Below are 12,434 nucleotides of genomic sequence, written 5' to 3'. Positions count from 1 at the left end.
ATGCTCGCCGGCCGCCCGACGCTCAGCGGAAGAAGGCGCGCAGCAGCGCGGCGCTCTCGGTTTCCAGGACCCCGCCGTAGACCTCCGGCCGGTGGTTGAGACGGCGGTCGCGCAGCACGTCCCAGAGCGAGCCGGCCGCCCCGGTCTTCGGCTCCCAGGCGCCGAAGACCACCGTGGCGACCCGGGCCAGCACCAGCGCGCCCGCGCACATGGTGCACGGTTCGAGGGTGACCACCAGCGTGCAGCCGTCGAGCCGCCACCGGCCCAGCCGCTGCGCGGCCCGGCGCAGCGCGAGCACCTCGGCGTGCCCGGTCGGGTCGCCGGTCAGCTCCCGCTCGTTGCGCCCGACCGCCAGCTCGGTCCCGTCCGGGCCGTAGAGCACCGCGCCGACCGGGATGTCGTCCGCACCGGCGTCGCCGTCGGGGCCGGCGGAGGCGGGGCCGGTCACCGCCACCTCCAGGGCCCGGCGCATCCACACCTCGTGGCGCTGCCGGCGGCCGGCCCCGTCCGGGTCGGCCAGCCCCTCGTCCGCGCCCGGCCCGACCCGCCCGGCCCGGCCGGGCGTCGGCTGCCCCGGGCGTACGGTCTCCAGCGCGGGGTCGGTGGCGTCGGCCGGCTCGCCGCCGTGCGGCAGGATCGGCTCCCCGCCGCCCGCCGGCACCGGCCACGGCCCGGACGGATCAGACCTCACGCAGTTCCTCGACCTCGTCGGCGCAGCCGAGCACCTGGCACACCTCGGCGGTGACGTCGGCCGGCATCATCCCCTCGTGCGCGCAGAGGGCGAGCAGCTTCTGCGCGGAGATGCCCAGGTCGGCGAGGATGTCCGCGTCGCCCACCGGGTCGGCCTCCGGGTCGACCGCGGGCTGTTCGGAGTCCTCGCCGGCGGCGGGCCGCGCCTCCTCGGTGTCGTCCAGCCCGGTGACCGACGCCTTCAGGTCGCCCACCAGCAGGGCGCCCAGCCGCGACTCCTCCGCGTACGCCGAGTCGGAGCCGAACACCCGCAGGTCCTCCCCCTCGTCCAGGCGCAGGATCACCAGGTAGGTGTCGTCCGCCTCGACGAAGAGCAGCGACAGGTCGGCGTCGGGATCGACGTCGCGCAGCCGTTCGGCGACCTCGTCGATGTCGGTGACGCCGCGCAGGCTCACCTCGGCGGCCGTCCAGCCGCTCTCGTCTCGCACCACGGCCGCAGCGAAGTACGACACGGTCCCCCCAAGTTGCCTCGGCACAGCACGCCGACTCGTTACGCGTGCACGTTAGCCGGTCGGGTCGGCAGGCGACCGGTCAACGCCCCGACGGACCGGTCATTCCTGGGAAACTCGGCTCGCCGGATCAGCCGGCGATGCGCCGGCGGGTGGCGATCAGCTGCCGGAGCCGCTCGGAGCGCGCCCGCTGCGGCCGCTCGCGCTGGCGTACCGCCCGGGCACCCGCCAACTCGGCAAGGAGCTGCAGGCGGCGGCGGCTTCGGTCGGGATCGAGCCGCGGAGTGGTCCAGGCCATACCGCCGAGAGTGCTCCAGTGACTGTGGCCACGTCAAGCCGGGATTCGCTGCGCAGCCAGCCCGCGACGGAGCGCAGCCGGCGAGGGTTCACCAGAGCGGCCAGTTGCCGGTCCCCGCCCAACGCGCCGCCACGATCGCGGCGGCGATGCTCCACCCGCCGCCGGTGACGATCGCGACGCCGGCGGCCACCCCCCGGTCGCCGAACCGGACCAGGGCCAGGGCGGCCAGCCAGGCCAGCGCGCCGGCGACCAGGGTCCACCAGGCGTAGCCGGCGACGCTCCTGCCGATCAGCCCGAAGAGCAACAGCCAGACCGTCGCCGCGGCGCCGCCGAGGGCGACGCCCGCGCCGGTGACCGGGTGCGGCTCGCGGTAGGTGGGCCGGGGCGGCGGCCCGGCCGGAAAGAGCCCCGAGGGGGTACGCGGCAGCGCGCGGGGCCCGGCGTCCGGGCCGGGCGGGTAGGCGGGTGGAGTCGTCACGACGTACCTCCCCGGCGACGGTTCGTCCTCACCGTACCCACTCTGCCAGGATGACCGGATGTCCTCGTCGACGATCGGGCGCCGCCGGGCGTACGCCGTCCTGCTGGTGCTCGTGCCGGCGTTGGCCGCCGGCTGCGCGACGAGCCGTCCGGTGCCCGGTGGTACCCCACCCACCGGTGGCGCCGGCTGGGCCACCGGCGGACAGCCGTCGGCCGCGCCGGCCACCCCGGCCCCGGCCACCGCCGGCCCGTCGACCGCCCCCACCCGCACCGGGCTGCGGCACGTCTTTCCGGTACGCGCGAAGAACGTCGCCTACCACCCGACCCACTCCGGGTACCCGGGCACGGACATCTTCGCCGACTGCGGGGAACCGGTCGTGGCGGTCACCGACGGCACGATCCTTGAGGTCAGCCGGGTGGACCGGTTCGACAAGCGGGGGCCGCTCGGGCCGTACAACGGCGGGTTGTCGGTGTCGCTGCTCGGCGACGACGGGGTGCGGTACTACGGCTCGCACCTGCGCGTGGTGGCCGGGGGCATCGACCCCGGGGTGCGGGTCCGCGCCGGGCAGCGGCTCGGCGAGGTGGGCCGGACCGGCAACGCGAACAACGTCTGCCACCTGCACTTCGGCATCTCGCCACCGTGCCCGGGGCGGGACGGCTGGTGGATCCGTCGGGGCGTGGTCTGGCCGGCGCGCTACCTCGACTCGTGGCGGCGCGGCGGCAACCGCGAACCGGCCGCCGAGGTGGCCGCGTGGCACCGCAGGCACGGCTGCCCGGAGGCGCCCGCCAGCCGCTGACCGCGGGGCGGCCCGGCCGGTCCCGGGGCCGGTGATTGGCGGCATCCGCGCGTCGCCGGCCGGAAACATTGACGCAAGTCTTGCCGTTCGGTTAACGTCCCGCGTCAAGAGAGCGCTCTCTGAGTCAACTTTCTTCACAATTCCGACTCAGCACCGGGTCCGGACCGACCGGCGCCCGGCGCGATGGGAGGCACCGTGACACCTCCTGCGTCACCCCGTCCCTGGGCCCTGGCGGCGGCCACCGCCCTGGCCCTCGTCGTCGGCGGCCTGGCCGTCGTCGCCACCACCCCCGCCCGGGCCGCCACCGTCGGCGCCGGCAGCTACACCACCACCCCGGTCGGCCCGCTCCCCTCCGGCTGCGGCCAGCTCGCCGGCAACCCCCGGCAGTTCGTCACAGCCGACGCGCCCGCCGGGGCCGTCCCCACCAACGACTGGTGGTCGTCGCTGCTGTTCAAGCGCACCGACTGCGCGTTCAGCGAGCCGCTGCACGCCCACCCGCTCTCCTACGACACGTTCACCGACGGTCTCGGCTTCTCGGCCAACTCCACCCCGGCCATCAGCGGCACCGCCACCGGCGTCGGCGAGTTCCACTACCCGTATGTGCAGGACCTCCGGGTCGGGGTGGCCGGGCTGGCGGCGCCGGTGGTCCGGGTCGCCGGCTGGTCCGACTGGACGGTCACCCCGCACTGGAGCGACGGCACCCGGACCCTGCGGGCCACCATCGGGCACGGCCTGCCGTTCGCCTACTTCCAGGCCACCGGCGGGGACGCGGTGCTCACCACGACCGGCACCCCGGCGGTCTGGTCCAACAGCGGCGCCACCATCGGCTTCACCGTCAACGGCCACGACTACGTCGGCTACGCCCCGACCGGCGCGAGCTGGACGGTCGCCGGCGGGCGCATCTCGTCCACGCTGGCCGGCCGCGGCTACTTCTCGGTGGCGCTGCTGCCCACCACGCCGCAGACCGGCGCGGCGGAGCGGGCCGGGCTCGCCACCACCTTCGGCACGTACGCCCACGCCCACGTCACCGGCACCCGCCTGTCGTACGCCTACGCGCCGGCGACCAGCACGGTCACCACCACGTACGCGTTCACCACCACGCCCCGGGAGGGCACCGCCACCCGGACCGTGGTGAGCCTCTACCCCCACCAGTGGAAGTCGCTGACCGGCTCCACCCCGATCACGCAGACCTACCCGTCCGCCCGGGGCCGGATGAAGGTGCTCACCGGCGTCGGCGAGTTCCGCACCGCGATGACCTTCCACGGGGTGCTGCCCGAACTCCCGGCCGTCGGCGCCGGCGGCGGCGCCGACCTGGAGACGCTTCGCGCGCACCTGGCCGCCGTCCGGGGCAACCCGATGGACCAGCGCGGCGGCGACACCTACTGGACCGGCAAGGGACTCGGCCGGGCCGCCCGGATCGCCGAGGTGGCCGACCTGGTCGGCGACACCGCCACCCGGGACGCCGCGCTGAACGCCATCCGCGGCACGCTCACCGACTGGTTCACCGCGCCGGCCGGCAAGACCGCGCGGGTCTTCTACTACGACCGGAACTGGGGCACGCTGATCGGCTACCCCGCCTCGTACGGCTCCGACCAGGAACTCAACGACCACCACTTCCACTACGGCTACTTCATCGCGGCCGCCGCCACCCTGGCCAAGTTCGACCCGCGCTGGGCCGCCGACGACCAGTACGGCGGCATGGTCGACCTGCTCATCCGGGACGCCGACAACTACGACCGCGCCGACACCCGCTTCCCGTACCTGCGCGACTTCGACATCTACGCCGGCCACGACTGGGCCTCCGGGCACGGCTCGTTCGGCGCGGGCAACAACCAGGAGTCGTCGTCCGAGGGGATGAACTTCGCCAACGCGCTGATCCAGTGGGGCCAGGTCACCGGCGATCCGGCCGTCCGGGACGCCGGGATCTTCCTCTGGACCACCCAGGCCGCCGCGATCCAGGAGTACTGGTTCGACGTCGGCGACCAGAACTTCCCGGCCGCGTTCGGGCACTCGACCGTCGGCATGGTGTGGGGCGACGGCGGCGCGTACGCCACCTGGTTCAGCGCCGAGCCGGAGATGATCCAGGGCATCAACCTGCTGCCGGTCACCGGCGGGCACCTCTACCTCGGCCACCACCCGGCCTACGTGCGGGTCAACTACGCCGAGCTGGTCCGCAACAACAACGGCCCGCCGAGCGTGTGGCAGGACATCCTCTGGCAGTTCCAGGCGCTCGGCGACGCCGACGCCGCGCTGGCCAACCTGCGGGCCAACCCCGGCTACACCCCGGAGGAGGGCGAGAGCCGGGCGCACACGTTCCACTGGATCCGCAACCTGGCCGCGCTCGGCACCGTCGACACCGGCGTCCGGGCGGACCACCCGCTGGCCGCGGTCTTCAACCGCAACGGCGCGCGGACGTACGTGGCGGCCAACCCGAGCGCGTCACCGCTGACGGTGACCTTCTCCACCGGCACCACGCTGGTCGTGCCGCCCGGCCGGACGGCGACCACCGGCGCGCACACCTGGAGCGGCGGCAGCGCCGGCGGTGACGTACCGCCGACGACGCCACCGCCCACCACCCCGCCGCCGACGACGCCCCCGCCCGGCACGCCGGACTCGCCGGTGCGGTACCTGCTTCCCGGCGGCGGCCTGGCGGCGGCCGGCACTCCGGCGACCGTCACGGTGGCCGGCGCCAACGGCGCCAACCACGACGGCACGCCGAGCAACCCGCAGGTGTTCACCGCCACCGGCCTGGACCTGACGTACGGCGGCGGGCAGACCGGCTTCGACCTGTTCCTCGACGCCGGAACGGCGGTGGGCAACGGGGTGCAGGCCCGGGTCTCCTACGACCTGACCGGCGACGGCTCCTGGGAACGGGTGGAGACGTACCGCTACTTCGCCACCGACCCGGTCCCCGGCTACGAGCACTACACCCAGCAGGTCGGCCTGCGCTCCGCCAGCGGCACGCTGGGCAACCTGGCCGACGGCCGGGTACGGGTCGAGGTCTGGTCGGCGATCGGCACCAACCCGAGCACCCTCGGCATCGGCGACCGGTCCGTCGTCCGGCTGCCGTACTCCTGAGCACGCCCGCCGCGCCGCCGGTCGTCCCGCGACCGGCGGCGTCCGGGTAGGTTCCAGGGAATGAGCGCCCGGGACCCCATCGCCGACCTGCGCCGGATCGCGTTCCTGCTGGAACGGGCCAACGAGGCCACCTACCGGGTCCGCGCGTTCCGCTCGGCGGCCAAGGCGCTGGCCGCGCTGCCCGCCGCCGAGGTGGCCGAGCGGGCCCGGGCGGGCTCGCTCACCGAGCTGGCCGGGGTCGGCGACGTGACCGCCCGGTGCGTCGCCGAGTCACTCGCCGGGGAGGAGCCGGTCTACCTGCGCCGGCTGGTCGCCACCGAGGGTAGCGACCTGGACGCCGCGGCGACCGACCTGCGCACCGCGCTGCGCGGCGACTGCCACACCCACTCCGACTGGTCCGACGGCGGCTCGCCGATCGAGGAGATGGCGCTCGCCGCCGTCGAGCTGGGCCACGAGTACCTGGTGCTGACCGACCACTCGCCCCGGCTGAAGGTGGCCCGGGGGCTGACCGCGGACCGGCTGCGCCGCCAGCTCGACCACGTCGAGCAGGTCAACGCGGCGCTGCCCGCGGGCTTCCGGATCCTCACCGGGATCGAGGTGGACATCCTCGCCGACGGTTCGCTGGACCAGGACGAGGAGCTGCTGGCCCGGCTCGACGTGGTGGTCGGTTCGGTGCACAGCGGCCTGAACGACGAACGGTCGAAGATGACCCGGCGGATGCTGGCCGCGGTCGCCAACCCGCATCTGGACATCCTCGGCCACTGCACCGGGCGGATGGTGTCGTCGCGGCCGGCCGGGGTGACCGGTCCGGGCGACCGCGGGCACCGGGCGCGGACCCGGAAGGAGAGCGACTTCGACGCCGACGCGGTCTTCGCGGCCTGCGCCGAGCACGGCGTCGCCGTCGAGATCAACTCGCGGCCGGAGCGGCAGGACCCGCCGAAGCGGCTGATCCGCCGGGCGCTGGAGGCCGGCTGCCTGTTCGCCATCAACACCGACGCGCACGCCCCGGGCCAGCTGGACTGGCAACGGTTCGGCTGCGAGCGGGCGGCCCGCTGCGGGGTGCCCGCCGACCGGGTGGTCAACGCCTGGCCGGCCGACGAACTGGTGGCCTGGGCCCGGGACCGCCCGGCCCGCTGACCCGCCGGGATTCACCGACGGGCGGCCGCCTCCGCCGCCGGCACGGCCGGGGCGCCGACGCCGACCGGGACGGCCGGGCGACGCCGGCCGACCAGACCCTGTGACACCGCGACGCCGAGGAGCACGACCAGCGCGCCGACCGGCTGGTGCCAGGTGAGCCGCTCGTCGAGCGCCAGGGCGCCGATCAGCACCGCGAAGACCGGGATCAGGTAGGTGACCGTGGAGGCGGTGCTCGCCCCGGCGACCCGGATGTTCCGCATGTTGATCACGAAGGCGATCCCGGTGCCGAGCGCACCGAGCGCCAGCACGCTCGCCACCACCTCGACGGAGAGCTCGGTCGGCACCGGCGGCGCGCCGGCCGCCAGCGGCGCGACCACCGCGAGCTGGGCCGCGGCGAGCAGCAGCTGGGCCGCGGAGAGCGACACCCCGGAGTGCGAGCTGCCCGCGACGAACTTCTTCTGGTACGGGATGGCCACGCCGTAGCAGGCCGCGGCGCCGAAGCACATCAGCTGCCCGGTGAAGTGCGCCCCGCCGACGCCCTCCCAGACGCCGAGCACCACCAGCACGCCGACGAAGCCGAGTGCGAGCCCGACCGCCCGGCGTGCGGTCAGCCGCTCGGTGCGGAAGACCAGCACCGCCAGCGGCAGCACGATCAGCGGGGTGGTGGCGTTCCAGATGCCGGCGAGCATCGACTCGACCCGCTGCTCGCCATAGCCGAACAGGGTGAACGGGATGGCCACACCGAACGCGGCGACCACCGCCAGGTGGGCCCAGACGCGGGGCTCGCGGGGCAGCCGGTCGCGCAGCACGGCCAGCACCACCAGCAGGGTCACCGCGCCGGTCGCGACCCGGTAGAGGGTGAGGTGCAGCGGGTGCAGCTCCTCGACGCCCACCTTGATGAACAGGAAGCTGGAACCCCAGATCGCGGCGAGGGCGACGAAACCGGGCAGCCAGCTGCGCAGCGCGGCCCTGTCAGGAGTGAAGTCCGTTGTCACCCCTGACACTCTGCCGTAGCGGTACGACAAATGTCCCGCGACTTTCGGACGCCGTGTCGACCACCACAGCCGCCCGGCGGGGGAGCGGTGGTCCTCGCCGCGATGTCGTAGACGATTCGGCTCGACAGCGCCGGGGCCGACATACCGCGCCCGCCCGGGAGGCGCCGAGCGCGGACCGGTCGCCCCCGTGAACACGGGCAACACGCTCGACCGCGAGGCCGTCCGGTCACGTAGGGTCGGGGCCGTGGGACGAATCGATGACCTCGCGAACCGGTACGTGGCCGAGTGGGCGCCGCTGAGCCCGACCGGTGCCACCTATGTCGGCATCGCCGGCTACGACGACCAGCTCGACGACCTGTCGCCCGAGGGCTACGCCGCCCGGGCGGAGCTGACCCGACGGACCCTGGCCGACCTGGACGTCACCGAGCCGGACACCGAGGCGGAGCGGACCGCCAAGGAGGCCATGCAGGAGCGGCTCGGCCTCGACCTCGCCCGGTACGAGGCGGGCGAGGCGACCAGCGAGGTCAACGTGATCGCCAGCGGGCTGCACGACATCCGGATGGTCTTCGACCTGATGCCGACCGACGGCGAGGACGCCCGGGCCAACATCGCGGCGCGGTTGAACGGCTTCGCGTCCGCCCTGGAGGGCTACAAGACCACGCTGCGCGAGGCGCTCGCCGCCGGCCAGGTCAGCTCCAAGGTGCAGCTGGTCGAGGTGGCCAAGCAGTGCGACACCTGGGTCGACCCGAACGGCGACAACTTCTTCCACGGCCTGGTCGAGCGGCTGGGCGCCGACGGCAGCGTCGGCGCCGAGCTGCGCCGGGGCGCGGCGGCCGCCACCGCGGCGACCGCCGAGTTCGGTCAGTTCCTCCGTACCGAGCTCGCCCCGCACGGCCGGGAGAAGCAGGCCGCCGGGCGGGAACGCTACGAGCTGGCCTCGCAGTACTTCCTCGGCGCCAAGGTGGACCTGGACGAGACGTACGCCTGGGGTTTCGCCGAGCTCGCCCGGCTGGAGGCCGAGATGCGGGCGGTCGCGGCCCGCATCGTCGGCCCCGGCGCGAGCATCGACGACGCCGTGGCGGCGCTGGACGCCGACCCGGCCCGCACCATCAAGGGCAAGGAAGCGTTCCGGGACTGGATGCAGGCGCTCGCCGACAAGGCGATCAGCGAGCTGCACGGCACCCACTTCGACATCCCGGAGCAGGTCCGGCGGATCGAGTGCTGCCTCGCCCCGACCAGCGACGGCGCCATCTACTACACCGGGCCGAGCGAGGACTTCTCCCGGCCGGGGCGGATGTGGTGGGCGGTGCCGCAGGGCATCACCGACTTCTCCACCTGGCGCGAGGTGACCACGGTCTACCACGAGGGCGTGCCCGGCCATCACCTCCAGGTCGCCCAGACCGCCGTCCGGGCCGACCTGCTCAACCGCTGGCAGCGGCTGCTCTGCTGGGTGTCCGGGCACGGCGAGGGCTGGGCGCTCTACTCCGAGCGGCTGATGGACGAACTGGGCTACCTGGAGGACCCGGGCGACAAGCTCGGCATGCTCGACGGGCAGGCGATGCGGGCAGCCCGGGTGATCGTCGACATCGGCATGCACCTCGAACTGGAGATCCCGCAGGACAACCCGTTCGGCTTCCACCCCGGCGAGCGCTGGACGCCGGAGCTGGGCTGGGAGTTCATGCGGGCACACTGCCGGGTGCCGGACGAGAACCTGCGCTTCGAGCTGAACCGGTACCTGGGCTGGCCGGGGCAGGCCCCGTCGTACAAGGTGGGCGAGCGGATCTGGCTCCAGGCCCGGGAGGAGGCGAAGGCCCGCAAGGGCGCCGACTTCGACCTCAAGGAGTTCCACCGGCAGGCGCTCGACCTCGGCGCGCTCGGGCTCGACCCGCTGCGCAAGGCACTCGCCCGGCTGTGAGGCCGGGAGCCGGCGGCACCCGCTCGGGTGCCGCCGGCTCGGCGAGCCGGTGGTGGGGAGTTCAGTCCAGGGTGAGCTTGAGCGTCGGCCGCGCGGTCAGCGTGTCGCAGGTGACGAAGGCCAGGTCCATCGCCGGTTCGGTGAACGTGATCGGGATCGGCGACGTGATCGGGATGCCGTCCGGCAGCGGCAGGTCCGGGGTGAGCGTGACCTTGATGCCGAGGATCCGCCCGACGAAGCGGGTGGCGTAGAAGGCGACGTCGCCGCGGACGGTCAGCTGGTTGGTGGCGAAGCGCAGGGTCCGGCCGGCCGGGCCGGGCGAGCGGAGCAGGAAGTCGTCGGTGACGGCCCGGTCCATGCTGAACTTCAGCGCCCGGAGCGTGCCGTCGTCGGTCGGCAGGTCGACGATCCCCTCGAAACGCAGGCCGCTCATCGTCACCTTGGAGCCGGTCAGCTTCGAGGGCGTCGCCGCCACCACCGCCTGCCCCGGCTCGGCCGCGATCCGCGGCAGTGGCTCGCCCGCCTCGACCTTGCCGGGGGCGCCGGGCTTCGGCGTCGCGCAGGCCCGGCCGGGAGTGGTGGATCGGGGGGTGGCGCTCGGCCGGGCGGTGGGCGTCCCGGTCGGCGTCGGGCTCGGCGCGGGCTCCGCCTCGTCGTCGTCCCCGCCGAACAGGTCACCGAGCCCGTCCAGGATGTCGGTGATGATGTTGCCGCCCGACCTCGTCTCCGGTCTGGGCGAGGGCGACGCGCTCGGCGCGGTCGGGGTCGGTTTCGCCCCACCCGACGTGCCGGTCGGCGCCGGCCGGGTCGGGCAGGCGGGCGCCGCGTCCACCGGCGCCGGGCCGGGCGCCGCGAGCGACGCGGCCTGCGCCGCCCCCGAGCCGGGCCCGGTGAGCGCCACCGCGGCGGAGAGCCCGAGCAGCAACGGCAGCACCGCGTAGAGCCGGGGGTCCCGTTGCCCCGGCAGGGTCGCAGCGCCGTCCGCGGCCACCGGCTCGTCCGCGGGCGGCTCGCCCGCGGGCGGCTCGTCCGCGGGTGGCTCGCCGGCGGGCGGCTCGGCTGCCGCCGGGGTGGGCGACCCGTCGCCGGCCGACCGGGTGCCCGGGACCCAGGCGAAGCCGAGGGCGGCGCCGACCATGCCGAGCAGCAGGCCGACGAAGAAGCCGCCGAGGTTGACCCCGATCAGCGAGAAGACCGCGGTCACCGAGGCGACGACGGCATAGAAGAGCCGCTGCTGGGGGCTGAACCACATCAGCAGGCCGCAGGCCACCAGGATGGTGGGGATCAGCCAGGAGAGAAAGCCGGTCGGTCCCATCTGGAAGGAGAGACCGCCCAGCGACATCTGGGTGGTGCCGAAGATCTCCAGGCCGGCCAGCGCGGTCAGCAGGCCGCCCCAGAAGGGCCGGGCCCGCCGCCAACGGCGGAACCGGCGCCACGCCTCGCTGAGCCGGCCGGGCCGGGCGGGCTGCGGTTCGGCGGTTGTCACGTACGCCTCCTGCCAGGGCTGAGGAAATTGCGGCGGGGAACGGGCCCGCGGCGGACGCCCGCCGCGGGCCCGGGGTCAGCTCAGAAACATTCCTTGGCGTTCGCGCCGACGTTCACCCGCAGGTCGAGGCCGGTGAGGGTGAAGGTGCCGGCGTGGGTGGAGCGGGCCACCTGCTTCAGGTCCTTGATGACGATGGTGTCGGACTGCTGCCCGAACGCCTTCCTGTCGCCCTTGGCGCCCTCCGGGCCGCCCTTGAGCGTGGCGGCGTCCTGCCCGATGTTGATGTTCTTGAACTCGGCGTCGCCCTGCAGCGAGTCCATGTCGATGAGCAGGCCGCTGGCCACGGCGGGCTTGCCGCCGCCACCGGCGTTGATGGTGAGCACCACCGGCGCGCCCGGCACCTTCACCGACTGGCAGAGGTCGTAGAGCTTGGCGTTGCGGATGCCGGAGACGGCCACCGGGTGCCGGGTGCCGTCCGACTCCTCGACGACGCCGCCGTACTGGACGAAGCCCTCGCCGCGCAGTTCCGAGGCGGAGACCTTGAACGTCTGGCCGGAGACGGCGAACGAGGCGGCGATCGCCCCGTTGGCCATGCCGAAGACGATCGCGCCGGCGACGGCCGTCGCGGGCACCATCATGGCGGCGAAGCGCCGCCACCGGGTACGACCCGGGTTCTCGATCCGATCCTGCACGTGCTCCTCCTCGGGGGGTGTCGCGGCGGTGGCCGGCCGGCGGAGGTGAGGGGGCCCCGCACCGGGCCCCGCTCTGCTACCGGCGGGTAACGAGCGTGCCGATGATGGTGCACCTACGGCGGCGTAGGTCACAAGGCCCGGGCTACCTGCCGGTAACACGGAGGCGACGAGCCGAGGTGGCGCGATGACGGAACGTCAATGCTGGCAGCCCGGGGATCATCCGATACGACACCAAAGCCGGCACAGGATCTCGGCACCACCACACTCCGTAGCTCCTCATTGACCGATTACAATAAGGTAACGGATGTAAAGTGGCGGTCGCGGGACTGTCGGCCCGCGGACCTGTCGCCGCCGGGAAAC

11 protein-coding genes are annotated in these 12,434 nt (G+C 74.2%); 4 read left to right on the top strand and 7 right to left on the bottom strand.

Annotation, left to right across the window (positions count from 1 at the left end; translation table 11 throughout):
* Nucleotides 1–22: 22 nt before the first annotated feature.
* From AC1WTP_RS08560 to AC1WTP_RS08545, 4 genes are all read right to left on the bottom strand, one after another.
* On the bottom strand, nt 23–472 hold the full coding sequence (locus tag AC1WTP_RS08560; protein ID WP_481648826.1) for a nucleoside deaminase: 450 nt from the start codon (nt 470–472) through the stop codon (nt 23–25).
* A gap of 208 nt (nt 473–680) precedes the next feature.
* Nucleotides 681–1,202 (bottom strand): tRNA adenosine deaminase-associated protein, encoded by a 522-nt coding sequence (locus AC1WTP_RS08555; protein WP_481648679.1) that lies wholly within the window; start codon nt 1,200–1,202, stop codon nt 681–683.
* Between the two features lie 127 nt (nt 1,203–1,329).
* The gene (locus tag AC1WTP_RS08550; RefSeq protein ID WP_481648678.1) at nt 1,330–1,497 is read right to left on the bottom strand and encodes a hypothetical protein; all 168 of its coding nucleotides are present in this window, start codon (nt 1,495–1,497) and stop codon (nt 1,330–1,332) included.
* Between the two features lie 88 nt (nt 1,498–1,585).
* Nucleotides 1,586–1,975, bottom strand: coding sequence for a hypothetical protein (locus AC1WTP_RS08545; protein WP_481648677.1), 390 nt, complete (start codon nt 1,973–1,975; stop codon nt 1,586–1,588).
* A gap of 58 nt (nt 1,976–2,033) precedes the next feature.
* On the opposite strand from AC1WTP_RS08545, the gene AC1WTP_RS08540 reads away from it, so the two are divergent.
* From AC1WTP_RS08540 to AC1WTP_RS08530, 3 genes are all read left to right on the top strand, one after another.
* On the top strand, nt 2,034–2,771 hold the full coding sequence (locus tag AC1WTP_RS08540; RefSeq protein ID WP_481648676.1) for a M23 family metallopeptidase: 738 nt from the start codon (nt 2,034–2,036) through the stop codon (nt 2,769–2,771).
* Nucleotides 2,772–2,954: 183 nt separating this feature from the next.
* Complete coding sequence (locus tag AC1WTP_RS08535) at nt 2,955–5,849, top strand: glycosyl hydrolase (RefSeq protein WP_481648675.1); 2,895 nt, start codon at nt 2,955–2,957, stop codon at nt 5,847–5,849.
* A gap of 60 nt (nt 5,850–5,909) precedes the next feature.
* Nucleotides 5,910–6,986: a PHP domain-containing protein gene (locus tag AC1WTP_RS08530; RefSeq protein ID WP_481648674.1), complete on the top strand. Its 1,077-nt coding sequence runs from the start codon at nt 5,910–5,912 to the stop codon at nt 6,984–6,986.
* Nucleotides 6,987–6,997: 11 nt separating this feature from the next.
* Here the strand turns inward: AC1WTP_RS08530 and AC1WTP_RS08525 are convergent, their stop codons facing one another.
* Nucleotides 6,998–7,981 carry a DMT family transporter gene (locus tag AC1WTP_RS08525; protein WP_481648673.1) on the bottom strand — a complete coding sequence of 328 codons (984 nt, stop codon included), beginning with the start codon at nt 7,979–7,981 and terminating at the stop codon, nt 6,998–7,000.
* A gap of 244 nt (nt 7,982–8,225) precedes the next feature.
* Here AC1WTP_RS08525 and AC1WTP_RS08520 point away from each other — a divergent pair, with 244 nt between their 5' ends.
* Complete coding sequence (locus AC1WTP_RS08520; RefSeq protein WP_481648672.1) at nt 8,226–9,896, top strand: DUF885 domain-containing protein; 1,671 nt, start codon at nt 8,226–8,228, stop codon at nt 9,894–9,896.
* Between the two features lie 61 nt (nt 9,897–9,957).
* On the opposite strand, the gene AC1WTP_RS08515 is transcribed toward AC1WTP_RS08520, so the two are convergent.
* Both AC1WTP_RS08515 and AC1WTP_RS08510 read right to left on the bottom strand, forming a co-directional pair.
* Complete coding sequence (locus tag AC1WTP_RS08515; RefSeq protein ID WP_481648671.1) at nt 9,958–11,382, bottom strand: DUF6114 domain-containing protein; 1,425 nt, start codon at nt 11,380–11,382, stop codon at nt 9,958–9,960.
* Nucleotides 11,383–11,462: 80 nt separating this feature from the next.
* The gene (locus tag AC1WTP_RS08510) at nt 11,463–12,074 is read right to left on the bottom strand and encodes a DUF6230 family protein (RefSeq protein WP_481648670.1); all 612 of its coding nucleotides are present in this window, start codon (nt 12,072–12,074) and stop codon (nt 11,463–11,465) included.
* Between the last annotated feature and the right edge of the window lie 360 nt (nt 12,075–12,434).

The sequence above is a fragment of the Micromonospora sp. R311 genome (assembly GCF_056780015.1).
Note: the sequence above shows the minus strand (reverse complement) of the source record. Positions and strands in the feature narration are given on the sequence as shown.

Excerpts from the sequence above, each read along its gene's own strand:
- AC1WTP_RS08560 (WP_481648826.1), bottom strand. The coding sequence starts at position 472 with ATGCGCCGGGCCCTGGAGGTGGCGGTGACCGGCCCCGCCTCCGCCGGC.
- AC1WTP_RS08530 (WP_481648674.1), top strand. The coding sequence starts at position 5,910 with ATGAGCGCCCGGGACCCCATCGCCGACCTGCGCCGGATCGCGTTCCTG.
- AC1WTP_RS08550 (WP_481648678.1), bottom strand. The coding sequence starts at position 1,497 with ATGGCCTGGACCACTCCGCGGCTCGATCCCGACCGAAGCCGCCGCCGC.
- AC1WTP_RS08535 (WP_481648675.1), top strand. The coding sequence starts at position 2,955 with ATGGGAGGCACCGTGACACCTCCTGCGTCACCCCGTCCCTGGGCCCTG.
- AC1WTP_RS08540 (WP_481648676.1), top strand. The coding sequence starts at position 2,034 with ATGTCCTCGTCGACGATCGGGCGCCGCCGGGCGTACGCCGTCCTGCTG.